Annotated in this window: 22 protein-coding genes; 6 read left to right on the forward strand and 16 right to left on the reverse strand. The window is 39.9% G+C overall.

All coding sequences use genetic code 11. The annotated features are described in order from the left end of the window. Nucleotides 1-42 precede the first annotated feature (42 nt). The 3 genes from tal (at nt 43) to FTT76_RS09150 (ending at nt 3179) form a co-directional block, all read left to right on the forward strand. Nucleotides 43-1032, forward strand: a complete 990-nt coding sequence (tal, locus tag FTT76_RS09140) for a transaldolase (protein WP_078191801.1) — start codon at nt 43-45, stop codon at nt 1030-1032. A gap of 72 nt (nt 1033-1104) precedes the next feature. After that, nucleotides 1105-1755, forward strand: a complete 651-nt coding sequence (gene leuE / locus FTT76_RS09145) for a leucine efflux protein LeuE (RefSeq protein ID WP_180007890.1) — start codon at nt 1105-1107, stop codon at nt 1753-1755. 254 nt (nt 1756-2009) lie between these two features. Beyond that, complete coding sequence (locus tag FTT76_RS09150) at nt 2010-3179, forward strand: benzoate/H(+) symporter BenE family transporter (RefSeq protein ID WP_180007889.1); 1170 nt, start codon at nt 2010-2012, stop codon at nt 3177-3179. A gap of 344 nt (nt 3180-3523) precedes the next feature. On the opposite strand, the gene FTT76_RS09155 is transcribed toward FTT76_RS09150, so the two are convergent. From FTT76_RS09155 to FTT76_RS09165, 3 genes are all read right to left on the reverse strand, one after another. Beyond that, entirely contained in the window at nt 3524-4084 is a 561-nt protein-coding gene (locus FTT76_RS09155; protein ID WP_180007888.1) for a TetR/AcrR family transcriptional regulator, read from the reverse strand. A 1-nt stretch (nt 4085) separates the two neighbouring features. Continuing rightward, nucleotides 4086-4430: an SMR family transporter gene (locus FTT76_RS09160; protein ID WP_078188613.1), complete on the reverse strand. Its 345-nt coding sequence runs from the start codon at nt 4428-4430 to the stop codon at nt 4086-4088. Nucleotides 4431-4511: 81 nt separating this feature from the next. Then, nucleotides 4512-5519, reverse strand: coding sequence for an alpha/beta hydrolase (locus tag FTT76_RS09165; protein ID WP_180007887.1), 1008 nt, complete (start codon nt 5517-5519; stop codon nt 4512-4514). A gap of 310 nt (nt 5520-5829) precedes the next feature. On the opposite strand from FTT76_RS09165, the gene FTT76_RS09170 reads away from it, so the two are divergent. Together FTT76_RS09170 and FTT76_RS09175 are read left to right on the forward strand one after the other, a co-directional pair. After that, nucleotides 5830-6273: a universal stress protein gene (locus tag FTT76_RS09170; protein ID WP_078191806.1), complete on the forward strand. Its 444-nt coding sequence runs from the start codon at nt 5830-5832 to the stop codon at nt 6271-6273. 141 nt (nt 6274-6414) lie between these two features. Beyond that, nucleotides 6415-6861, forward strand: a complete 447-nt coding sequence (locus FTT76_RS09175; RefSeq protein ID WP_078188616.1) for a universal stress protein — start codon at nt 6415-6417, stop codon at nt 6859-6861. A 49-nt stretch (nt 6862-6910) separates the two neighbouring features. Here FTT76_RS09175 and FTT76_RS09180 read toward each other — a convergent pair whose 3' ends face one another. From FTT76_RS09180 to FTT76_RS09200, 5 genes are all read right to left on the reverse strand, one after another. Beyond that, nucleotides 6911-7939, reverse strand: coding sequence for a DUF1311 domain-containing protein (locus FTT76_RS09180; RefSeq protein ID WP_180007886.1), 1029 nt, complete (start codon nt 7937-7939; stop codon nt 6911-6913). Nucleotides 7940-8060: 121 nt separating this feature from the next. Continuing rightward, the gene (locus FTT76_RS09185) at nt 8061-9536 is read right to left on the reverse strand and encodes an OmpA family protein (RefSeq protein WP_180007885.1); all 1476 of its coding nucleotides are present in this window, start codon (nt 9534-9536) and stop codon (nt 8061-8063) included. A 224-nt stretch (nt 9537-9760) separates the two neighbouring features. Then, nucleotides 9761-10996 (reverse strand): dihydroorotase, encoded by a 1236-nt coding sequence (locus tag FTT76_RS09190; RefSeq protein ID WP_180007884.1) that lies wholly within the window; start codon nt 10994-10996, stop codon nt 9761-9763. A 9-nt stretch (nt 10997-11005) separates the two neighbouring features. Next, on the reverse strand, nt 11006-12022 hold the full coding sequence (locus tag FTT76_RS09195; protein ID WP_180007883.1) for an aspartate carbamoyltransferase catalytic subunit: 1017 nt from the start codon (nt 12020-12022) through the stop codon (nt 11006-11008). Between the two features lie 372 nt (nt 12023-12394). Continuing rightward, a complete protein-coding gene (locus FTT76_RS09200; RefSeq protein ID WP_180007882.1) occupies nt 12395-12751 on the reverse strand; it encodes a hypothetical protein in 357 nt (118 codons plus the stop codon). Nucleotides 12752-12972: 221 nt separating this feature from the next. Between FTT76_RS09200 and rlmKL the strand changes: the two genes are divergently transcribed. Beyond that, the gene (rlmKL, locus tag FTT76_RS09205) at nt 12973-15177 is read left to right on the forward strand and encodes a bifunctional 23S rRNA (guanine(2069)-N(7))-methyltransferase RlmK/23S rRNA (guanine(2445)-N(2))-methyltransferase RlmL (protein WP_180007881.1); all 2205 of its coding nucleotides are present in this window, start codon (nt 12973-12975) and stop codon (nt 15175-15177) included. 41 nt (nt 15178-15218) lie between these two features. On the opposite strand, the gene FTT76_RS09210 is transcribed toward rlmKL, so the two are convergent. The 8 genes from FTT76_RS09210 to crp form a co-directional block, all read right to left on the reverse strand. Next, nucleotides 15219-15686 carry a hypothetical protein gene (locus FTT76_RS09210; RefSeq protein WP_180007880.1) on the reverse strand — a complete coding sequence of 156 codons (468 nt, stop codon included), beginning with the start codon at nt 15684-15686 and terminating at the stop codon, nt 15219-15221. 188 nt (nt 15687-15874) lie between these two features. Beyond that, nucleotides 15875-17176 (reverse strand): DUF945 family protein, encoded by a 1302-nt coding sequence (locus FTT76_RS09215; protein ID WP_180007879.1) that lies wholly within the window; start codon nt 17174-17176, stop codon nt 15875-15877. Nucleotides 17177-17304: 128 nt separating this feature from the next. Beyond that, nucleotides 17305-18471 (reverse strand): GNAT family N-acetyltransferase, encoded by a 1167-nt coding sequence (locus tag FTT76_RS09220; protein ID WP_180007878.1) that lies wholly within the window; start codon nt 18469-18471, stop codon nt 17305-17307. 1 nt (nt 18472) lies between these two features. Beyond that, nucleotides 18473-20023 (reverse strand): GH3 auxin-responsive promoter family protein, encoded by a 1551-nt coding sequence (locus FTT76_RS09225; protein ID WP_180007877.1) that lies wholly within the window; start codon nt 20021-20023, stop codon nt 18473-18475. Continuing rightward, nucleotides 20023-20859 (reverse strand): hypothetical protein, encoded by an 837-nt coding sequence (locus FTT76_RS09230; RefSeq protein WP_306669391.1) that lies wholly within the window; start codon nt 20857-20859, stop codon nt 20023-20025. The genes FTT76_RS09225 and FTT76_RS09230 overlap by 1 nt, the downstream gene beginning before the upstream one ends. Before the next feature lie 225 nt (nt 20860-21084). Next, entirely contained in the window at nt 21085-23664 is a 2580-nt protein-coding gene (gene clpB / locus FTT76_RS09235; RefSeq protein WP_168377776.1) for an ATP-dependent chaperone ClpB, read from the reverse strand. 347 nt (nt 23665-24011) lie between these two features. Beyond that, complete coding sequence (locus tag FTT76_RS09240; RefSeq protein ID WP_180074006.1) at nt 24012-25061, reverse strand: NADP(H)-dependent aldo-keto reductase; 1050 nt, start codon at nt 25059-25061, stop codon at nt 24012-24014. Between the two features lie 203 nt (nt 25062-25264). Continuing rightward, nucleotides 25265-25975 carry a cAMP-activated global transcriptional regulator CRP gene (gene crp / locus FTT76_RS09245; RefSeq protein WP_078191819.1) on the reverse strand — a complete coding sequence of 237 codons (711 nt, stop codon included), beginning with the start codon at nt 25973-25975 and terminating at the stop codon, nt 25265-25267. Nucleotides 25976-26115: the final 140 nt, after the last annotated feature.

The raw sequence follows: 26115 nt of genomic DNA on the forward strand, positions 1-26115 counted from the left end.
ATAAAAGTATGTACACCAAGAACATTAAGAACTAGATTTCAAATGACTCAAAATGCGTTAAACCAATTAAAAAGCCTAACAACGATTGTTGCTGACAGCAGTGATTTAGCTGCGATTAATACATTCCGTCCATTGGATGCGACCACAAATCCATCTTTAATTACAGCAGCGGCAAATCAACCTGAAAATAAAGAACTGATTGAAAGTGCTTTTGAACAAGCGCGTAAAGAAGGTTATCAAAACGATGAGCTGGTTGAGCGCACCATCGATATTCTTACGGTCAAATTTGGTGTAGAAATTTTAAAATTGATCGAAGGACGTGTATCTACAGAAGTCGATGCAGCCTTGTCTTATGATACCGATGCCACCATTGCAAAAGCCAAAGAGTTACTGGCTTTATATGCACAGTATGGTATCGATCAAAACCGTATCTTAATTAAAATTGCCTCAACATGGGAAGGCATTCAAGCCGCTAAAGCCCTTGAAGCCGAAGGCATTCACTGTAATCTGACGCTATTGTTTGGCTTACATCAAGCTCAAGCCTGTGCAGATGCTCAAGTCACACTGATTTCACCATTTGTCGGCCGTATTTTAGATTGGTACAAAAAAGCTGAAAATGTGGATAGCTACCCGATTGAGAAAGATCCAGGCGTTTTATCAGTTAAGCAGATTTACCACTACTACAAACAACATGACATCAAAACTGAAATTATGGGTGCTAGCTTCCGTAGTATCGATCAAGTGCTTGGCTTAGCAGGTTGTGATTTATTGACGGTTTCACCGAATTTATTGGCAGAACTGGAAAAAGATCAGCGTACCGTTGAAGTGCAACTATCTAATCATCATGCGCATGCACACTGTCAACACGACGTACAAGTGCTCGACAAGCAAACTTTCAAAGCTGAAGTTGAAAAAGACTTAATGTCTTTCCAACTATTACAAGGCGGTATTGATGGTTTTATTAAAGCCCGTGAGCAATTAAGTAGCTTACTGCGTCAAACTTTTGGCTTAGATGCTGAAATAAAAGCATAAATTAGAAATTTTCAGTTTCATCTAGAACCGAAGTTGTATACTACAGCTTCGGTTTTTATTAGAGTGTCTTCAGTGTTTGGAATCACAGACTTAACGACCTTTATTATTGGTACGATATTAATTGTGATTTTACCCGGGCCAAATTCACTTTATGTCATGTCTGTTGCTTCTCGCTATGGCATTAAGGTCGGCTATTTAAGCGCTTTTGGCGTTTATACTGGCGATTTGATCTTAATCTTACTCACTGCTCTCGGTGCTGCATCCTTACTTCACGCCTTCCCTTGGTTATTCTTATTATTAAAAATTGTCGGTGCGCTGTATTTAAGTTATTTAGGTATCAAACTTTTCAAGGCTGCCTACCAAACATGGAATGCCGTTCAAACGCCAGAACAACTCGACACTAAACAACTGAGTTTGAATGAATTGAAACCGTTTAAGACTGCATTAACCATCAGTATTTTAAACCCGAAAGCCATTCTTTTTTACTTATCGTTCTTTGTACAATTCGTCGATCCTGCATATCCATATCCAGCGATTACATTCACCGCACTCGCGATCGTGCTGCAAATTATCAGTATGAGCTATTTAACGATTTTGATCTTTTCGGGTGCAAAACTGGCCACCTATTTTAGCCATCGTTATAAATTTACGGCATGCTGCGTGACAGCGGTTGGTCTTCTATTTTGTGGATTCGGTCTAAAGCTTGCGACATCTACCATGTAACTGACATGGGCAAAGTAGTACTGTTTTTTCTTAGGAAATTCCATATCCCTTTAAAGTTTTGAATGGATAAAACATCCTCAATGTGGGTTGTCGATTCGTTCTATTAAAGTGCCTTTTGTTAAAGTGTCGTTTGTGAATAAATAAAGTATTTCCATAATATCTCGATGAGCACTTTTACTGTACAGGACTTGAGCGTATCATCCTGAAAAATGTCATCTTAAATCTGCGCCAACAATACTCATAGCTCGATCATTATGCAAAAACTACTCCAAGACTTTTCCATTCCAGCTGCTTTTGCAGGTTTTATTACGTTCTTAGTCGGGATCAGTGTCTCGGCTGTTTTGGTGATCCAATCTGCACAACTGCTCGGTGCCAACACTGCAGAAATAACCTCTTGGTTTTGGGCTCTAGGTTTGGGTATCGGCTTAAGCGGGCTGATTCTGTCTTGGAAATTTAAATATCCCGTTGCGACTTCATGGTCCACTGCAGGACTGGCACTGATTTTAGCGACTGCAAATGGTTACAGCATGAATGCCGCCCTAGGTGCTTTCTTGGTCTGTGGCTTATTGACAGCAATACTTGGATTTTTAGGCATTTTTGAAAAAATATTGCGCTATATCCCGCAATGTCTAACTAGTGCAATGTTGGCGGGTGTACTCCTTAAATTTGGTATTGAGCTATTTGTCAGTTTACAAAATGAATGGGCATTCGTTCTTGGTTTACTCGCGGCTTACGTCCTCAGTAAACGACTGTTACCACGTTATAGCATTGTCATTACGGTGATCATTGGCATCATGCTTTGTCCATTATTACTTGGCTTTCAATTACCGGCGCTTAATTTAGAACTCGTACAGCCGGTTTGGGTCACACCTGAATTTTCGATCTCAGCAATACTGGGTTTGGCGTTACCACTCTTTGTAATCAATATGGCCTCTCAGTATTTACCGGGTTTAGCCATGATTAAAAGTTATGGTTATCAACCCCACGTCAATCAACTGATTGGTTGGACTGGTACAGCCCAAACGCTACTCGCGCCATTTGGATGTTTTAGTGTCAATATTGCTGCGATTAGTGCAGCCATCAGTCTAGATGACCAAGCCCACCCCGATGAGAAAAAGCGCTATATCGCAGGTATGACTTGTGGCTTCTTTTATATTTTGATGGGCCTGTTTGCAGCCACTTTGGTGAGTTTCTTAACTGCTTTTCCATTGGTATTTATTACCGCTTTAGCAGGAATTGCCCTACTAGGCACCATTGGACACAACATCGTCATTGCTTTCCAAGAAGCGAGTGAACGTGACGCTGCTCTACTCACCTTCTTATTTAGTGCATCGGGCGTACAATTTTTTGGTATTGGTTCCGCGTTTTGGGGGTTGGTCTTTGGTTTAGTCGTACATGCTATTTTCAAATATAAGAGAAATTAAGCCCTCAGTTAAATAATTTGCTTCAAATAAAAGAATGATACGCGGTAACGTCATCCGCAAGTGTTTGAGATAGGACTATTTCTAATCAAAAATGTTTTTGCGATACTTTGAATAATTAGACACTAGTGAACAAGTTTTGCGGTGAGGAGCAATGCTCCGCAAGATGGCTTCCTTACGAAGCACGCTTCTCATTTTGCCAAATGAGAAACAACATTTCAAGAGTACCTCCAGCCGAAGGTTAATCCCTTTATTCAATCCCTAGATGTAAGCCTCTGTCGAATAGACTTAAAAATCATTTTAAAAATGCGTAATTACTTTTACGTATGTAAAATCAGTTATTTAATCTATTTCGCTCGATACGTTCTGGCGATCAGTTCTTGTTTTAATAATTGGGTTTCGATTTCGTCTTCCACTTCTGTAAAAGCGGTGAGCCAAATACCATCGGCTGCATAACGAACAATTTTGAGTTCTATATCTGAATCGGTCTGATGATGTCGCTCTAAACGTGAGTTCATCCATTCAATCCAATATTCATTAAAAGTTTTATCGGTCAGCATGGTCATCGAAATCGCGGACCATGACTGTTGCAAACCCATGATTTGTTTTTCTAAGGTAATTTCAATATAGGCTCGGGTAAAACGACCGTATGGCTCAGGGTCTTCGTCAATCAATCGGTCAACAACCTCGTCTAATTGAGCTAAAAGCATGACGATCATGGACTCTAAGAGCTTTTGCTTATTTGAGAAATGATGAAATACACCACCTTTTGTGACCCCAACTAAATCCGCAACGGCTTGAATCGACACCCCGTTGACACCTTTATCTGCAGCAAGACGGATTGCATGCTGCAAAATACTTTGGCGTATCAGTTGAGGTTCTTTCTTGCGCTGATGCGGATTATCCATACTAGTGTCCAGCAGAAGTTGAAAACAGGTTGATCACGACCACACCTGAAACAATCAGGCCTATCCCTAACATGGCTGGGAGGTCTAAACTTTGACGAAAGATAAAGTAGCCAATTAGTGCAGTTAAAACAATACCAACACCCGCCCAAATGGCATAAGCAATACCAAGTGGTATGACTTTAATCACCTGAGACAATAAATAAAATGCTAAACAGAATAAAACTGCGACAGCCAATGAAGGCGCAAGTTTGGTAAACCCTTCTGACTTCACCAAAAATGTCGAACCAATTACTTCTGAGATAATCGCCAATGACAGTAAGCCATAGGCCAATGTTACCGAATTCATTAATCATTCCAAAACAAACATACCAACTGGTAGGTATGCTATTAAGTTAAAGATTATTCTGCAAGCCATTTAAGTCTGTTTTTAATTTTTGACGGTCTGTGTGTGTTGTTGCAAAAATTCTAAAGTCCGATCAAAGGTCTGCTGACTGGCCTTTTTACTCATCATAAATTGATATTCATGTACCAAAAATTCTTTCGAATCTGGATAAAATACCGCTGTCACAGGTACATTATTTGCCTTCAATTTTTCTACATAAGGCTCAGATTGCGTTTTGGTTAAAAAATCTTTATTACCACCACTGATAAATACAGGCGGATAATTTGAATTAATATTTGAGGCCGTTGAAATACGCGTTAAAAACTCGGCATCATCTTTTTTGTCTCCGGTATACGCCTGAACCAAGTTATAGACGCCCCACTCGATCAATCCAATCTCGTCGGGTGCTGTATTTACAAAGCTGTTTAAATCATAAATACCACAATGTAAAATCAGCCCTTTAAGCTGTGAAGGCTTTAATACTGGCTGAATCTTTGACGCTTTCGCAAAATCTGGATTCGTAACCAAGGCGGCATAATGACTGGCCATATTTGCACCTGCAGAATCCCCTGTCAAATACATATTTTGCGAATCAATGCCATATTGTGCTGCATGTAGATTCAAAAACGTCAGTGCTGCATCTATTTGGTTGAGCTGTGTGGGATAAATGGCGTCAGGTGCAAACTGATATTGAACAGAAACCACATTATAGCCTTGGGCTGCGAGCCGTTTAAAATATCCCCCTGCATGTTCTTTTGAGCCAGAGACCCAACCGCCCCCGTGGATCCAAACAATTGTTGGTCTGGGTGCAATAACTGTAATTGTTTCAGGTTGATAGATATCCAAGCTTAAATTTGGATTTTGTAGATATTGAATATTTGACTGCACAATAACATTGTCAGGTGCATGTAGGTTGATAAAGGTCTTTTGGACTTGTGTCGATAAGTTAAATGCACCTGCAATCACTTTGGTACTGCTTTGCGTGTTTTGACAACCAGACAAATGCAACACTGAACACATGCTGAGTACAACCAACCCTACTTTATATGACATATCTAACTATCCAATCGCATCAATTCTGTTATAAATCTTAGATTTAAAACTGTATATAGTTTAGGCTTATTTTTATAAAGTTCAAATTGATCTTTTAGGCTAAAAACCCGAGAAAATTAGTCGATTTTATTTTAATATTTTTGAGCAAAGTCCGAGTTTTCCACTCAGATTTATTTGACGACTTATCGACATTAATTTATGTAATTTTATGAATTTACAATATTTTTTAGATTAATAAATTGAACCATGCACGACAATGTGTTATCAATAATCTATAGGGTTTAAAAGCAAAATTACAGGAGATTGTTCCATGTCATATCAAAACATTTTAGTACCTGTCGATGGTTCAGAAATCTCGTTTTCTGCAGTTAAAAAAGCTGCAATTATTGCCAAGGCGTTTAACAGCCAACTCACTTTAATCAGCCTTGTTGCTGAAGACCCATTTACCGATGCAGACTTCTATTATTCTTCATCAATCATGAAAGAATATTTCGTACAAGCTTATGCAAATGCTGAATCTGCTTTGAAAGAAGCTGTGCAAATTACAACTGAAGTGGGTGTAGAAGCACAAAGTAAAATCATTAAAGGCCAAGTTTCTGCTGAAGGTGTGGTAGAAGCAGCCAATGAAGTCAAAGCCGATTTGATTGTGATGGGTTCACATGGTCGCAAAGGCTTTAAGAAAATGCTGCTCGGCAGCTTCGCACAAGATGTACTCAGTAATACTGAATTACCCGTGTTGGTTGTAAAAGCTTAAGATGACCAAGCCCACATGATGTGGGCTTTTTTGTATTCAGCACACCCTTCACCAAAAAGCTTACCCTTTTGTCTAATTCATACAATATCGTGAATAGAGCAAGATTAGATTGATAACATTTAAAATATTAAGGAAGCAGATATGAGTCAATATCAACAAATTTTAGTCCCTGTGGATGAATCTCCAATTTCATATTCTGCTGTTGAACATGCGCTCAGCTTGGCTAAAAGTCAAAATGCACAAGTGACCATTGTCAGTGTTGTTGCTGTTGATCCATTTGTTGGTGTCGATTTCTATGCTGTTGCACCTGCAATCACTGAATATTTTATGCAAGCTGAAAAAAGTGCTCAGCTGCGTTTAGAAGATATTAAACAAACCTTTGTACGCGATGGTATCGAGGTTAAAACCCGTTTGATTCATGGTGTATCGCCAACTGAAGGGATTTTACAAGTGGCTGATGAAATCTCTGCGGATTTAATCATCATGGGTTCACATGGACGCACAGGTTTGAAAAAAGCCATGCTAGGCAGCGTGGCACAAAATATTTTAACGCAGTGCCCAATTCCTGTTTTGATCATCAAGCAATAAACTAAGATTCAAAAAAAAGCCCTTCATTGAGGGCTTTTCTTCTTTTAGATCAATTAAACACGTTATTTAAATACACAATTCGTTCTGTAGTTTTCTGATTAAAACATTTGGTATATTGCAACTCTTGATTTTGCGTATTCATCGCATCATCCCAGTATTGCGAATGCTTTTGATAAGTCTCTTTTTCACTTTCATTTAATGAATAAACACTTTTTTGTGCAAGCACTTTACAGTCGATATCACGCTTTTCAAACCAGTCTGCTTGATCTTGCTGTAACTGCGCCTTTTGTTCATCACTAAAACGATCCCAAGTCTGATTGAGACGATCCACCACTTTGGCATTATCCTGATCTAGCTCTTTTTTTCGAATATCCATTGCCTTTTGTGCAAGGCTCATTTGTTGAGATTGACTCTCCATCCCTTGCTGATAGGATTCTTCGTTTCGCTTATTTTGAGCACTATATGCCGCATATAGCACCGCATGACGTGTCACTGTTACAACGCTATCAATTACGTCATTTTGACTTGGGACACTTAAACTTAAACCATCTTTGTCCGTTTTAGTGATGCTATAGCTAAAGTTCCCTTTAAGCTGATCATTGTCCATGCTTAAGCCTGACTCACCATCTTCGAGTGAATCATTCAAAGTATAATTACCACGTTCTTCACAGCCTTCATCACATGGTCGTTCAGCAAAGGCGTTTTCAGCACGCTTTTGTAATCCTTTCGGGAAAACCACCAACAATTGACTGCTACATTCCAATGTTTTGGCTTTATTAGGGTCTTCAGTTAAAGTCGTGACATTTTGAATGTTAAATTTTAGATTTTTTACAATCAGATCCATGAGTTGCTGATCGGCTTCATAATCTGACTGACGTATTTCTTTGTTTAATTCTTTGAGATATTCTTTTTTTAAATGATCTTGCAATTGGTCAATATTGGCTTGTGCAGTACAACTCCAATCTTCCAAAGCAGGCGCTTCCGTTTTGGCTTCTGTATCTTTTTTATTTTTAAAATTATCACAGCCGGATATTAATGCCGCAGACAACATGAGGCTCGTGATGACTATTTTTTTCATTGTATAAGTACCATTATGATTTTATTCTTCGGGCGTATTTTACTCAAAATTACAGCGCTTTGACGAGAAAAATCCCCGCATGTGCAGGGATTTTTTATATATCATCTCATTTAGTACGGTTTTAATTGGCCTTTTCAGTCACGCCTTCATTGGTAACATCTCGTACTTTGCCATTCTCGGTATTTAAAACTTCAAACTCAATACGTCGGTTTTTGAATTGACCTTCTTTGGTGCTGTTTTCTGCTACCGGTTTTTCTTGACCATAACCCACCGCTTGAAGCTGTGCAGGATCAACGCCTTTCGACACCAAATAATCCACCACAGCTTGTGCACGCTCTTGCGATAAAGCTTTATTCGCTTCCGCATTACCCACAGCGTCGGTATGACCTTGTACAGTCAGATGTACTTCTGTAGCGCGCTGCAGCAATGCTGCCGCCTGATCTAAAATCGATTTATTCACGTCAGGAATATCAGATGAACCTGTCGCAAAATTAATAATTTGTAAGTTCAGCGCAGTCGCAACATCTAGCGCACGAACTTGTTCAGGGTTAATGCTCGCTAATGCTTTTTGTGCATCAGTAATACTGTTATCTACTGCTGTTTGTTCGCTCACGCCTTCTTGAACCAATACCGTCATATTTTTTGCTAAAGGCTTAATTTGATTGGCAAGGTTTTGAGCATCCGCAGGATTTTGCGACAAAATCGATAACTGATTTTCTGTCCAGGTTAAAGTGGTATTTGGCACACCTTTAAGTTTTTGCAGAACCGTTGGAATGGTATCTTGATCAATAAATTGCGTATGGTAACTGGCATCAGATGAAGCACCACAACCCGTATTAAAGTTAAAAATCTGTTTGACTTGTTGCTGCAAAATTTCAAGATAATTTGAATCACCAGTTTGAATTTGACAGTTGGTTAACTGCCCATCTGTACCGGTGCTAAATTGCAAATGTGCTGGCTGAGATGCAGCAGGCTGTGCAACCGTTGTTGCAGAGGTGGTTGGTTCTTCTTTATTAGTACAAGACTTAAACCAAAATGCGATCAGACCCAATAATATAAGCAGCGCAATAATTGGCAATAACCAATTCGAGCGTTTTTCTTCAACGATAACAGGTGTTGGTTCAACAACAGGCGCTTGGTGTAATGTACGGCTAGCTGCAGTGTTTACCCCTAAACCTGCGAGTAAAGGCACTGCCCATTGTGGTAGTGCCGCCAAAATGCTATCTGCATGATTATCAAGTAAATGCGTGATTGCGACGGGATCAGATGAACCCGCTTCATTTTCAAGTGCCCCTAAAGTTGGAGCTATAGAGTGGTTTAAGGTTTGCTCTATTTCTGACGTTGGGGCCGTACCGCCACCGAGATGTTGCAAAAATTGATCTTTTAATGTGGGATTTGCCGAAAATATATCACTAATACGAGGGTTTAACTGTTTTTGAAAGGCATCAATAAATTCAGGTTTGGATCGAAAAATATTTAACAGGAATGGAATAAATTGACTAATGGCTGAATTTTTTTCAGTTAAGTGTTGTGTATCACCGTCCAGCACAATCGAGGAGACGTGCTGCTTAATCAGCGCTAATAAGTCTATATTCATATTTGTACTCCATGCAGTTGTCATTATTTTCATGTGTACTTTAGTTTATATGCTTATTTTTTGATCAAATGTAATAATTTGTTCGGACTTGTCAAGATTTTCAACTCTTCTTCTATTTGCAATCTATTCTCTTTAATTATTATAAAAAAAGCCAGCCGAAGCTGACTTTTTTGATGTCTGATTAAAATATTAGAACTCAACTGATTTTAATGCTGGGCTCTAGCTTAAACAGCATAAAAAGCTTGAAGCACTTTACCTTTAACGGTGTGCTGAATTAATGGTGTGTTCTTACCATTTGACACAATCGTGTCTTTATTGATGGTCCATTCAAGCTCTGGATCAACAAGCACCCAACCCGCTTCATCTGCCCAACGTTGTTGCATATTGGCTACTTTAGCAGGTGCGAGTGTGACTTTCTCAACCCATTCCAGTGGGCTTAATAGACCTTCTTGAATCAGTTGAATACCAAAAGGTACAAAGGTATCAAATGCGGTAAAACCGGGCTGTGTTTCAGCAAAAGGCGCCATTTTCGCAGAGCTGCTCAGTGGCTCATGATGCGTACAAATCGCGTCAATTACACCGTCTTTCACTGCTTGGCGGAGCAAGTCTTTATCTTGTTCTGAACGCAGTGGCGGACGCACATGCGCAAGTGAATTAAAGCCATCAATCAACTGATCCGTTAAATGCAATTGGTGCATGGCTACATCGCAAGTCACCGGCAAGCCTTTCGCTTTGGCATGTTTAATCAATTCAACAGATGCACCTGATGACAACAGACCAAAGTGCGCACGCACTTTAGTGGCTTCAATCATCAGTAAATATTTTGCAATGGCTACGGTTTCCGCTAATGCAGGGATCATCGGTAAACCTTGACGAGATGCGACAAAACCTTCATGCACACAGCCATCTTTGGCAATCTGCGGCTCTTCGGCATAGAACACAACGGTCATGTTCAGACCCGCAGCATATTCCAAGGTGCGAATCACTACATCATCGTCCATAAATGGCGCATTGGCATTCGATACCGCAGTACAGCCACCTTTTTTCAAACCTGCCATATTCGCCGGCTGCTTGCCTAACAAACCTTGAGTTTGCGCACCAATCACCTGCAGATAAATGCCGCCGTCCAGCATGGCTTTTTCCACCAGGCCATGAATCAATGCGCCATTGTCCTGCACAATCGGTTTAGAGTCTGGCGGGGTAAACACATGCAAAATACCATTCGCACGCGCAGCCTTACCTTCTGACTTTAAAGTGCCATGCTGCTGCTGACCCGGCTCACGCAAACGCGCGCAAAGGTCAACCATACTTGGCATTAGCCATTTGCCTTGTCCATCAATGGTTTCAGCGGCATTGCTTTCGGCAACCAATCGGCCATTTTCAATATAAACCGTCTGTACGCTGTCAGTTTGATTGATTGGATCTAAGACACGTACATTTTCAACTTTAACAATACTCATGACTATCCCTTAAACCGCAATCGCTTCAATTAAACCTTTTTCTTGCAACTGACCTTGCATTGCCAAAGCCAGTACCGCCATACGCACCGCAATACCATTGGTCACCTGATGTAAAATCACTGACTGAGTGCCATCGGCAATACTCGAGTCAATTTCAACACCACGGTTCATTGGTCCCGGATGCATCACAATGCAGTCAGGTTTTGCCAAAGCCAAGCGCTCTTTATTCAAACCGTACATTTTGTAGAATTCAGCTTGAGATGACAGCGCAGGAGAATCAATACGTTCATTTTGAATACGCAAAGTAATAATCACGTCGCAGTCTTGAATACCGGCTTCCATGTTGTTGAACAGACGAACGCCTTCGCCATAGTCATTAAAACCGTAAGGCAGCAAAGTATTTGGCGCAATGACACGAATATCTTTACAGCCTAATGTTTGCAATGCAGCGACATCTGAGCGGGCAACTCGAGAATGCTTAATATCACCAATAATGGCAATGGAAATGTCTTCAAAATTCTTTTTTGTTTCGCGGCGAATCGTCAACATATCCAACATGGCTTGCGTAGGATGCGCATGACGGCCATCGCCAGCATTGATGATTGCCACATGCGGACATACATCTTTCGCAATAAAGTGTGGCGCACCTGACGATGAATGACGAACCACAAAAATGTCGGTCGCCATCGCTTCTAAATTCCACAAGGTATCACGCAGTGTCTCGCCTTTTGATGTACTTGAACGTGCAATATCAATGTTCAATACGTTTGCAGACAGACGTTTTGCTGCCGCTTCAAAAGTGGTACGGGTACGTGTTGAATTTTCAAAAAAAAGGTTCATTACCGTACGACCTTCTAAAAGGTTGTTGGTAATCAGCTGATTTTGGTCATTAAAAAAGGACTGTGCAGTGTCCAATATTTTTGTGAGAGTTTCTTTAGAAAGGCCTTCGATGGTGAGGAAATGTTTTAAGTTACCATCTTGGTTGAGTTGAATCTGGCTCGGTGTATGCAATGCCGCCAAGTGCATGAGAGATTCCTTATCGTTAAGTTAACGCATTATACAGAGAATCTTGGCAAATGGCAGTTGAAGTTTTCAACGTTCAATGCAAACGCATGATGTTATTCAAAATGAATTTTCAAATTCCTATCTATCATTTCAATTAGATAAATTAAACGTTTTAAATTAAACTTCACCTTTCCCCTTTTAAAAAGCCTTCAAATAGGGCTTTCATCTACCCTTATTTTTGATTGAATTGAATACTTTCAAACAGATAAAGTTCAGCTATAAACAGCCGCCTTCTGCGCAGTTCAAGAACTCTTGAAATAAGGAAGTTGGTTTATACATCAGGCTGTGCGCAGCAAGAAAAATATACCTACTACTGCTCACAGCAGGATTGAATTAACGCAACGCGCCGATATAACGATGTGCAACCTGTGCTTTATAGATATCTTCCGCAGTCGGTTCGCTCATTAAAATTTCTGCTGTTTCAGATTGAACTGAGCTAACTATTGGTTCTTCTGGTGCTGAAACTGCAACTTCATGCAAATTCAACTCACTATATAAACGTGCAACTAAACGAGATAATTCAGGATCAGCCGTTTCCAAAGCCAAGTTAGAAACAAAGCGTGCATATTCTGCGTTCTCTACCACATATAACGCGTCAATAACCCGACCTGACACACGACGTAAACGCGCGTAAATTAAAGTGGCGATTGAAAATGCGTTTGATTGACTATTGATTGCCAGCCCTGTCATAAATACCCCTAATGATATCAATATTATAAAGATCGAATTTTGATCAGGGTTATAGCAATTTTTGTACCATTAAGTGATATTTCTCACAATGTACGCAGAATAAATTTGGTAAAGTCATTCAAATCTACCGATATTTCTCCCGTTTCAGCGCAATATCGTCCGCCCAAATCCACGAAAATACGTTAAAATATGCGATTGCTTTTTTGCCTTTGGAAATTTACATGAATTCGAAACCGCGTCTTTCTACATATTGGGTTACCTGTGCAGATGGACTGGAAACCTTACTCCGCGAGGAAATTGAAGGTTTAGGTGTTCAAAATATTGAACAGTTCCCGGGTCGTCTTGTATTCAAAGGCACACTTGAAGATGCATACCGTATTTGCATGTGGTCACGTTTGGCTTCTCGTGTACTCACTCCAATTCATACACATGAATTAGAGTTCACGCATGATGCACGTGATGTAGCGGAAGAGCTCTATGAAGGTGCAATAAACTTTGACTGGTCACTTATTTTTGCACCACAAAGTACATTTGCCGTTCGTTTACACATCGAACGTGACATTAAAGTCAATTCTCAGTTCGCAACTTTACGTGTCAAAGATGGTGTGGTCGATTCCTTTATGGAAGCTGTGGGCAAACGTCCTAGCATTGACATTAAGCAACCTGAAATTACATTGTATGTATTAGCTGGCAAAACTGAACATACTTATTGCTTAGATTTATCAGGTGACTCTCTGCATAAACGCGGCTACCGTCGCTACATGACAGATGCACCGATTAAAGAAAACTTAGCGGCTGCCATCTTACAGAAAGCAAAACTTAAACAGCATCAACCCGATATTATCTTGGACCCAATGTGTGGTTCAGGGACATTTATCATTGAATCTTTAATGATTTTGACTGACCGCGCGCCAGGCCTTGTTCGTCGTTTTGGTTTTAATGGTTGGAATGGTCATGACCATGAACTTTGGATGTCGATCAAAGGCGAAGCTGCTGAACGTCATAAAGCTGCACTTGAAAACCCTCTCCCACAATTCTATGCATTTGATGCCGACTGGGAAGCGGTAAAAGCGACTAAACAAAATATTATCGCGGCAGGTTTCGAATCTGTACTTGATCAAATTAAGATTGAAGAACGTACACTTGCAGACTGGCCAGATTTCCAAGCAACAGGTAAGAAAAGCTTTGTTGTCACTAACCCGCCATACGGCGAGCGTTTAGGTGATAAAGCCTCTAACCGCGCACTGTATTTAGGTTTATCGGCACTATTACAAAAGAACTTCCCGAATCAGCCTGCTGCGATTATTGCAGCACAAGTTGAACAGGCCGATGTCCTTGCCTTCAATGATCCGCAAATTTTACGTTTGATGAATGGTAAGCTCCCAATTTACGTCCGTTTTGGTACTGTCAAACCTGCGGCAGTTCAAAAGCCTTTCCTCGAGCATTGGGAACCCCAACAATTTGAAAAAATTGAAGGTGCAGAAGACTTTACTAACCGTCTGCAAAAAAACATGCAGAATCTTAAAAAATGGGCAGTTAAAGAAAATATTTTCTGCCTACGTTTATATGATGCCGATTTACCAGACTTTAATGTCGCAGTAGATTTATATGGTGATCGTTTACACGTACAAGAATACGCACCACCGAAAAAAATTGACCCTGAGAAAGCCAAAAAACGCTTTAACTTAGCACTGCAAGCGATTCGTGCAGTGACAGGCTTAGGTCGTGATGCGATTTTCATTAAAACACGTGCCCGCCAAGAAGGTAAAAATCAGTACACCAAACAAAGTACTGCGTCTAAACGTTTTATCGTTCAAGAAGGCAAAGCAAAGATTTTGGTGAACCTAACAGACTACCTCGATACAGGTCTGTTCCTTGACCATCGTCAAATGCGTCTACGGATTGCCAAAGAAACCAAAGGTAAACACTTCCTGAACTTATACAGCTATACCTCTACAGCGAGCTTACATGCAGCACTTGGCGGTGCAGCAAGTACGACCAGTGTCGATTTGTCAAATACCTACCTAAACTGGTCTAAAGAGAACTTTGTACTGAATGGTTTGACTGTAGATCATGCAGATGAACAACATCAGTTCTTCTCTAGCGACTGTTTTGAATGGTTAAAAGAAGGTCACGAGCAATATGACCTGATCTTTATTGACCCACCAACCTTCTCAAACTCTAAAAAGTTCTATGGTACGTTTGATGTCCAACGCGACCATATGTCTTTGCTTAAACGTGCCATGAACCGTTTAACCACTGACGGTACGCTTTACTTCTCAAACAACTACCGTGGTTTTGAGATGGATGATGTAATCATGGCAATGTTTGACGTTGAAGAAATCAGCAATGAAACCATTGGCCTAGACTTTAAACGTAATACCAAAATTCACCGTGCATGGAAAATTACCCATCCACAAATCTAAGATTTAACTTTAGAAATTCCTGATCTATGAAATGAAGCACGTCAGTGCTTCATTTCAACCACGACGCCATCTGGATACGTTACTCGAATATTTTCGTGTCGCTCTTGCAGCACGATACGGTTAATCGGTGCTACTTCTGGAGATTGTATTAACCCGACCTGATCCGCTGCCCTTTTCTTTTGAAGCAAATAATCACTCATAGTTGAACCTTCAAGCTGGGCCTCCTGAATGATCTTATTATTACGATTAGATTTATGATTTGAATTTTGCTGCTGCTCTTCTTTGGGTTTAGCTGCCTCACTCTCAATAATATCTAAGGTTTCTTCACTAAACTGTTTTTTACCTTGCGTTTCATTCGACAAACGTTGATCTGAAATTGAAGTACCCGCAAAAGCTGTAGACTGAACAGCGATCAGAAAAATGCTACTAATAAGACTGTGTTTTACCCAAGAACATTTAGGCATGGATGATTGAACAAGTTTCCGTCTAAAAAAATAATCGTGTGACATCGTGTCTTTCCTATTGTTGTTTTGATTGGCTAGTTGCCCATTGACGCTAGCAACTTTTCAACTGTTCAACAATGGCTAGGCCGCTGTGTTCCGATAAAGTGAACATCATGATTCCGCAGCTAAAAATATGAAACCGTCAATCAATGACGGTTTTATATTTTCAAACTAAACGACTAACGACTTGTTGCTTATTTCTTTTGTATGGCTTGACCAAAAAGCTTTTGACCGAACTTATATTGCATACTCATGACCATGTTATCGCCATCGCGCTTGCCTTGCCCTGATGTTTCAAAACCAGCAAACATGGCTTCAGCTTCCTGTCCTGACAAACTTTTGCCCTGTAATTGCAAAAAGTTATTCATGATTGCAGTCATCATATTTTTATCAAAACTTAAGTCTGCTTGAAAATCCAGTAAGCTCGGCACCATTTTAATAAAAGACTCCATTGAGGCATGGTGACCCGGCATGACTTTCCCCACGACATTTGCAGAGGCTTTACCTCCACCAATACTGATCGAGTTATCTTTAGACTCAAAATCAAAACCTTGGCTTGCGATAGCTAAGAAAGCTTGAGTCATTTCTTCACTTGATTCACCCACTGCATCACAGGAATTTTCCACCTGATGCAAAAGTTCACTAAATGCACGAACTTTATCTAGATTAACTTTATGCAATGCCAAATTCAGTGCGAAATCTTTGGTGACCGGTGAACCTGGGAAATCCATCTCATCAGCTTTTAAGTAGCCTTCAAAGTCCACATCATGTTTATTTAGTTCGGTCTCCCAACGCAGTTGCATACCACGCATGCCGCCTGAGAACTTTTGATCTAAACGTTTGATAGAAGCCGCTTGGATTTCAAGAAAACCATTTTCAAGATTTTCCTGATTTAAACCTTGATTGGTCTTCATCGAAAAATTTTGCACCATGGTTTGCATTGGACCTTCACTCAACCGAACCACAGGTAAATGGATTGAAAGCTCAGATACCTTAGTGGCTTGCCCTGGTAAACTATTGATTCGAATTTGCAATTGGCTGGCATCAGCTTGTACCGTTGCACCTTGTGCAGTCGTTTTAAATGCAGGAATCTGTAAATCTGTTTTACTTTGACCAATCCAATTGACCAAGGTTTTTGCCGTTAAGTCCGTACCAAAAAGCTTGGCATATTCGGACGTACTTTGTTGTTGAACAATCTTAAAGTTAGAGTTGATGTTATAGCCTTTCAACCCACGTTGAATCTGATCGGTTCCCTTCAACACAATCACTTCTTTGGGTTTACACGGGTCTGTTTTCAGGGTTAATACCCAATCGACTGTTCCACCCATCAAGCCCATTTGATAATTGCTGTACTTTACATCAACATCTTGTACAGCTGCGGACCAATTATTCTGTGTATAAAATTGGGCAAGAGATTTATCTGCATATAAATTCCCTCCCACCACTGCTGCTGAAAGCACCGCTAAACTGCCAATTCCCCACATCAACTTCGACATGTCTTTCTCATTCTGATTATTCTTTGCGCAGTATACTGAAGAACTCAGTTACATAAGTACACAATTAGAATGATTTTAAATGATTGATTTGGCAGTTTTAATTGATTTTTTGATCGTTATCACTTCCTCTATATACGCCCAACTTCAAAATAACTAATACGTTTACGATCAAAAGCAGCGTATGGATTGGCTTTAAAACTATGAAAATAGTGCTTGGCTTTTAACACATGTGAGGTCGTATTTTTCATCCACTCAATACGCGGGTCCTTCTCTGCCAAAGTAATACAATAGGTTTCTTTACCACGTTGCTTTGTCTGCTGTTTTGCATGAAAAATCAAACTTGCAAATACGTCCAGATGTTCAGGATGACATAGCGGACTATGCAACATTAAATAATCAAAGGTTCCATGAATTTTTGGCAGTAATAAAACACCACGCACACTGGCATAGGCATTATAAAAAGGTTTCATCAACTTTAATGACCTTGAATAATCGATCACTCGAGTTTGTTTAAAACTTTTTTGATTCCATAAGCCATAAAGTCCAACCAACTGATTGTGCTGATCGTAAATCAAATAGAAGTCATCTAGATTTAAGCATGCCCAAAATGGATTTTGACCATCTACTAAAGCATTAAAATCATAGCTAGGTAAAAAATTATAATGGTCTTTCATTTTTAAAATGAAATCATTCGCTTCATCTACACGTTCAGCAGTCAGGGTTTTAAATTGATATTGATTGAAAGTTTTTGGTTTCACTGCCTGTGAAACGGTAAAGGTTCGAATTTCATCATAAAAATATGGCAGCGGAAATCCAGATCTTTCATGATGTAAAATACTGGCAGCGACAATATTGTCGTTTAAAACCACACTTTCAAAAATCGTGTCTTGTGGTATTTCATCATGGAGATAGTCCATCAATAAGCGCATGACTTTAGCACCACGATACGCTGGATTCATTCTTAAATCGGCGACATAACGCATTAGGTCAGGCTGACCATTGATATAACAATAACGCCATCCCAAATTCATCATCGCAATCACAATAGATGGATCATCCACAGGGACAACCACTTTTAAATCTGGTCGATTATACTGTGCATGGCTAGCAGCCAAATAACTCGGGTGACGTTCATAAGATAAGGTAATGCCATTACTTGGCACAGTCTCAGCACTAATTTTCATTAGTTGCTCATCATCTTCGACAGTCGCATTTCGAACCGCAAACTTAGTCTCATTCTTTGAATGATATAGCGCCGTTTCGTCGAACGGTGCATCTAACACATCAATATCCATCTCAATACTCAATTATTTTTGTTTTCATTTTCTTAAGCGGCTCAGGCTTAATATTCCCTTCAATCATGCCATTGTTCATGGCTAATGTTTTGTAGTAGTCCCATGCATCTTGTACATGAACCACTTCAGGTTCATCCAACTGCCCTAGATCGCGTGCCAATTCATAATGAAAATTATGTTTAAGCAAACGGTCTAGTGCTTGAGCGGATGGTTGTTTATCTACATTGCCTTCACTGAGTAAAATATAGTGCGGTTTTTTAACCGAACATTGTTCGATACCCAAGATACTAATCGGCAAATAATCCGCTTGTTTAAACTCTGCAAGAACTTTAACTGCAGCATTGTGGTCGAGCTTTTCTCCGACCAAATCTACTGTCATTTTACGACCTAAAAATTCGAAACATGGCACTTGCTGATAAAAGTCTGTGACTTCTAATTCATCATCAATCACATAACGAATTAATCCTGAACCTGTCGTGATCACAGGACTAACAATATCACCTACTTTCAGTTGCCACGATGGCACCACTTTTTGGCTGTCTTGCAAAATAAATTCATAAAAATGTGACTGATAACTTAAGGTAAAACGGTTTGCAAATGGAATCGTCACTACGCCTTCAGTTGCCCATAAACCTTTACCCTCAAATGCCACCCCTGCAATTCGTTGCTGTAGCTGTACTGCCCATTGCTCTGCGCTCGCTGTATCCCAACTCGAAACCAGACTGAGTTTAGGCCACAGTTTTTTCCACGCCGTTGCTTGGGTTAAATCCAAGTCTTGTAAGCGATAGCATTGTTGACAAGATTTAGGAACTTGCAGAAAACTCAAACCATCACGTTGCCATTGTCCAGTTTTTAAGACCTGTACAATTTCAGCTTGATGTTCTTGAATAATATCCAGCAATTGCAATGCAAATGTAGGACTCCATACCGAAATCATGCCTAAATGCTTATCTGCAACGAGATACACCGCGGTTGCAAACATGGCATCTTCGGCTGAATTTGCCATCGCAATTTCAGTCGGTACCGATTGAGTAATTTTACTCAACACTCGCTTCGACAGATTAAGCAGCGCACTGTCATCATTTAAATTACTATTTTCTAAAAGCTTTCGCTGGCTTTCAGGCAACCATGAAACCGACCAATAATGCGTTGAATTTTTAAGTTGTGGGTGTGTCCGATATAAATTAGTCAGCCATAAACCAATAGCCTCATCCAGTTCATCTAAAAAAGCCTGAGTATAGGGAATGAATTTAATTGCTTCACTCGACCCACTGGTCGGTTGAAACCGTACAATTTTTTCAGGCCCCAAACTATTTTTGCCACTTTGTCTGGATTGTTCAATTTGGCTTTTCCAATTGCTATAACGAGAAAGCGGATACTTTTTGGCAAATTGCTCATAGCTTAAATTTTGCGAAATGTGCTGCTTTAAAAAATGGCTTAATTTTTTACGTTGCACATTTTCTAGCTGATTTGCCTGCTGTGTATAGCGTTGAAACGCTTTGCGGCAGGCAATATTCAAAACTTGATGTGCAGTGGTGAGAAGCAATCCCATTAGGCCACCTTCGAGTCAGAACCTGTCGCAATATGTAATGTACGTGACTTATAACGTAACTTGCTATCATGTTTGCTCACACTGGTGGTCTTGGTTAAGAATCGATTCACATAACGGTATAAATCGCTCCAGCGTAATTCACCAATGCACGGAAGTTCTGTTCCATCGACCCAAGTTGGGTTCTTATCTTCAAAGAAAGCTATCTTGGTATTATTTTCGCGCATTTCATGGGTGATGGGCGCAACATCTGCTTTGAGTGGTTGATAGTCTTCGCCAAAATTCAGCAGACCCGTTTCGTGGTTATAATATTCTGAGAAGTATTCTTTACAGTACGATTCAACAAAGTCTTTGAGATGAGCATTTTTCTCACCATAGTGTGGATAGTAGCTGTAGTAGTTATTGGCTAAGAGCAGATAAGTTTTAAAGCCTTTAGAGATTAAAATCCAATATATAGGTGTTCTTGGATGACGAAATTTAAAACTAATAATATAACGGAACATTGCTCTAGTTAATGCACGATTTCCCCAATACTCTTTCTCAATAATGGTATCTCCACTGAAAAAAGCATGTCGGGCTTTACCATCAACAACAAAGTCACGTTCCATAACCGTCGAAAATCCGACAATTTGATTATTTTTCGGTTCAATAATAAAAAAAACACCGGTTTTTTCTAAGAAGTCGCGTTCAAAAATTTCATAACGGGTATTGGCATAATACTTTTGATAAATACCATACATACGTTTGAGTTCTTGAACAGTGATGTCACCAGTATGTTTATATAAACTATAAGGTTCTTTTTTGATCTGCCTAAGCAGTTTAAATTCCATCATAATCATAATTTCCTGTTGCCATTCATTCTTGATGAACGCGCGATATTGTTTTTGTTTTACAGAACACAGTCATCTCGTTGGATGCGTGCGGACGTCATATTAGTGGGTGAAAATGATGAAATGCAATCAACTTTACGTATTTAAACGAAAATCACGAAAAGCGTAAAATAAAAAAACCCGGCCTAAACCGGGTTTCTGTTTTTACAACTGAACGTGGCTAATTTGTACCTTTTAATTGAGTTTCATCTTGTCAAAACTTAGGTGATCTCCTTCCGCTTGAACAACAATCGTATCGCCCGGTTGGAACGCGCCTGACAAGATTTTCTGTGCCAGTGTATTTTCAACTTGTTGTTGGATGGCACGTTTTAGAGGACGTGCACCATATACAGGGTCAAAACCAGCATCGATAAGTAACTCAAAGGCACTATCTTCAACTGCCAAACTCATGTCTTTGTCAGCCAAACGTGAACGTAAACGATCCAACTGAATATCTGCAATGCCACGAATTTGCGCTTTTTGTAAAGAATGGAAAACCACTAGCTCATCAATACGGTTCACAAATTCAGGACGGAAATGTTCAGATACAGCAGCCATGACCACAGCACGAACTTCGTCTTTCGACGGGTTTTCACCTAATTCACGAACATCGGTTGAACCTAAGTTCGAGGTCATCACGATTACGGTGTTTTTGAAATCAATCACACGACCTTGTGAGTCAGTTAATCGACCATCATCTAACACTTGAAGCAAGATGTTAAAGACGTCTGGATGGGCTTTTTCAACCTCATCAAACAACACCACACTATAAGGTTTACGACGTACAGCCTCAGTTAATACACCGCCTTCTTCATAGCCCACATAGCCCGGAGGAGCACCCACTAAACGGCTCACCGAATGCTTTTCCATAAACTCTGACATGTCGATACGAATAATCGCATCATCACTGTCAAATAAGAAGTTACCTAGAGCTTTGGTTAACTCAGTTTTACCTACACCTGTTGGCCCAAGGAATAAGAATGAACCACTTGGGCGGTTTGGATCGGATAATCCTGCACGAGAACGACGCACCGCATTTGATACTGCTACGACCGCTTCATCTTGACCGACTACACGGTTATGTAAGAACTCTTCCATGTGTAAGAGTTTTTCACGTTCACCTTGTAGCATTTTTGCAACAGGAATACCTGTAGCTGCACTTACCACTTCAGCGATTTCATTTTCAGTGACTTTGGTACGAATCAGTTTCGGCTCTTCATTCACCTCCGCAATTTCTTCTTCATTCAAGCGTTTTTGCAACTCAGGAATGACTCCATATTGCAAACGGCTCGCTTCTGCTAAATCACCTTCACGTTGTGCTTTTTCAAAGGCAGTACGTGCTTTATCTAACTCAATTTGAGCTTGATTCGTTCCGTCAACCAGACGTTTTTCCGCAATCCACACTTCTTCCAAATCGCTATATTCTTTTTGAACTTCAGCAATTTGTTTCTCCAAATGCTCAACTTCAGCTTTTGAGACTGAATCTGCATCTTTTTTCACCGCTTCAAGTTGCATTTTTAACTGAATTAAACGGCGATCTAAACGGTCAAGTGGCTCAGGTTTTGAGTCAATTTCCATTTTGATTCGTGATGCTGCTTCATCAATCAAATCAATGGCTTTATCTGGCAACTGACGGTCTGTGATGTAACGATGCGACATTTTTGCCGCAGCAATAATTGCAGAGTCTAAAATTTGCACACCATGATGGGTTGCATATTTGTCTTTTAGACCACGTAAAATCGCAATGGTGTCTTCCACGCTCGGTTCATCAACAATCACTTTTTGGAAACGGCGTTCTAATGCCGCATCCTTTTCGATATATTGACGGTACTCATCTAAGGTGGTTGCACCTACACAGCGAAGTTCGCCACGTGCCAACGCAGGTTTAAGCATATTCCCTGCATCCATTGCACCATCACCTTTACCTGCGCCAACAAGCGTATGTAATTCGTCAATGAAGAGAATGATCTCGCCATCATATTTGGCCAAATCTTTTAGAACTGCTTTAAGACGTTCTTCAAATTCACCGCGGTATTTTGCACCTGCAAGCAATGAACCAAGGTCGAGTGAAAGTACACGTTTACCTTTCAGACTTTCAGGAACTTCGCCATTGACGATACGCTGTGCTAAGCCCTCAACGATTGCTGTTTTACCCACACCCGGCTCACCAATCAGTACGGGGTTGTTTTTACTACGGCGTGATAAAACCTGAATGGTACGGCGAATCTCTTCGTCACGACCAATGACCGGATCTAGCTTACCTTCTAATGCACGTGCATTGAGGTCTAAGGTATATTTGTTGAGTGAATCACGTTGATCTTCGTGGTTATTACTCATGACTTGTTCACCGCCTCGTATTTGTTCAATTGCACTACGTAATTTATCTGTCGTTACGCCTACACTATTTAATAAGGTTTTGGTTTTACCCGTTTCAGCTAAACCGAGAATCACCCAATCTGTAGAAAGAAACTCATCTCCAGCTTTTTGCGCAAAACTATCGGCTAAATTTAGCGCTTTGACTGCTTCAGGATTTAGGTTGATGTCCCCTGTAGGCGTCGCAATGGTGGCGGTATCCTGTAGGGCTTGCTGAAGTTTGGTTTTTAACTCAGGAAGATTAGCACCTGCCTGTTGTAACAAGCTTTGGTTCGAAGGCTCTTCAAGCAATGTCGAAAGAATATGGATTCCTTCAATGGCTGTATGGTCTTTCCCCATTGCTAAAGATTGGGCATCGGATAATGCTTGCTGCAAACGGTTTGTGAATTTTTCGAATCGCATTCTTGTTATTCCTCACAACAAATTCTGTACTTGAAGCATATATGGGAGTCATATTTAAAATTTCAAATACATTTTTTAAATATTTTTCAATGAGTTAATTTTAAGATAAAGATAAATCTCAATTATAATATTGGTATAAATAGAATACTTTTCAAGTCATTTATTGAAGAATTTAGTACTTTATTATATTGTTTAAATACATATGTATTTTTAGGCAATTTTCTTGTCAACTCAACTGACTTTCTGACAATAAAATTCAATGATTTTCCATTTGCTTAAATAATACAAATGTCAAAAAAGCCCACATTTACATGCAGGCTTTTGCTTAATCCACTAAAAAGTTCAGCTTAAGGTGCAGGATTTGGCTGTTGGCGATGAATAGCTTCAATCCCTTTTAAAATGTCTTCTGATAAATTCACCTCAAAAGCATCAATATTTTCTTTCAACTGATCTAGATTTGTCGCACCAATAATTGTACTGGTGACAAAAAATTGCTGCTTAATAAATGCTAGTGCTAACTGTGTCAACGTTAAACCATGTTGTTCAGCCAATTGTGCATATTGTTCTGTTGCCCATTCACTCTCCGCATTTGAATAGCGGCTGAAGCGTGAAAATAGTGTCACTCGAGCATTGGCAGGACGTGCACCATGACGGAATTTACCTGTTAGATAACCAAATGCTAAAGGTGAATATGCCAATAAGCCCACGCCTTCGTAGTGTGCAATTTCAGATAAACCGATTTCATAAGTACGATTCAACAAACTATATGGATTTTGCACACTGACAATTTTTTCTAAACCATGCTTTTCTGCAAGTTGTAGGAATTTCAACGTTCCCCATGGCGTTTCATTAGATAGTCCAATTGAGCGAATTCGACCTTTTTTCACCTCATGACTTAAAGCAACTAATGTTTCTTCTAAATTGGTAATAGTTTGCGTACTGTTTGCTTCGGCATTGCCATAACCCAATTTACCGAAAAAGTTGGTTGGACGTTGCGGCCAATGCAACTGGTATAAGTCAAGATAATCTGTTTGTAAGCGCTGAAGAGAATGATCCAGTGCAGACTCAATTTCCGAAGCAATAAATTTAGTTTGCCCGTCACGAATATGACTACCGCCTTGTGACGGCCCTGCAATTTTTGAAGCTAAGATTATTTTATCGCGGCCACCGCGAGCTGCAATCCAGTTACCTATAATAGTTTCAGTCGAACCTTGGGTTTCAGGTTTCGGCGGGACAGGATACATTTCTGCAGTATCCCAAAAGTTAAGACCACGCTCTAAAGCATAATCCAGTTGCTCGAAAGCTTCTGCTTGGGTGTTTTGTTCACCAAACGTCATGGTGCCTAAACAAATTTCTGGAACTAATATGCCTGTATGTGCCAATGGTTTAAATTGCATGCCGCAAATTCCCTCTTTATTTTAAATATCAATATATAAGTCACGAAGTAGCTTACATAAGATATCGGCTTTGTTTAAATCATAATTTTCTGTTTATTTGTCAAAAAATGTGAGAAAGGTTGCTTCCGCTATAATAGTGAGAAATGAATGGACATAAAAAAAGCAAACCCCTGAGTTTGCTTTTTTTAGATTCGGAAGACTGATTATTCTTCGTCGTCGAAATCGTCAGAAGCCAATTGGCTTTTCTCTTCAAGCGATGCATCAAAAATTAGAATCGCTTTACCATCAGTTTCGATCATGCCTTGCTCTTCAAGTGTTTTTAGAACACGACCAACCATTTCACGGGAACAACCCACGATACGACCAATCTCTTGACGAGTAATACGAATCTGACGACCATTCGGCAAAATCATTGCCTCTGGTTGTGAAGATAAATCAATTAAGCAACGTGCAATACGACCTGACACGTCGATAAACGCAAGGTCAGTTACTTTACGCGTCGTATTTTTAAGACGGCGTACAAGCTGTGCAAATACCGCATAACTTAAGTCTGGGTATTGTTTACTTAATTCATGAAAGTTTTCATAGGTAATCTCAGCAATTTCACATACATCACGCGTACGCACTTCTGCAGTACGCTGTGCATTTGCTTCGAATAGACCCATTTCCCCAAAAAAGTCACCCGCATTTAAGTACGCAACCACAATTTCACGCTCATCATCTTCGCGTAAAATGATAGATACTGAACCCTTAAGAATTAAATACAAAGATTTAGATTCTGAGCCCGCATCAATGATTGTTGTACGTTTTGGGTAACGATTAATATATGCACGTTTTAATAATGCCTTCACCGACTCAGGTAACTGCCCCGGAGATAGCGCATCTGTGCTAAGTTGTGAAAAGTTTGAAGTCATGCTAACAGTTTCCGAATATGGATAATTTATAGATCGCACAAGACCTAAAGTGAACTTGTCACACGTAAGAGTTGAAATTCCTTATCAACTCAATTTATGTTAGTGTACAGGTACTGCGTAAATTTATAGCTTTTTTTAGG

Origin of the sequence: Acinetobacter sp. YH01009 (assembly GCF_013420765.1) — a bacterium.
Lineage (GTDB): Bacteria > Pseudomonadota > Gammaproteobacteria > Pseudomonadales > Moraxellaceae > Acinetobacter > Acinetobacter amyesii.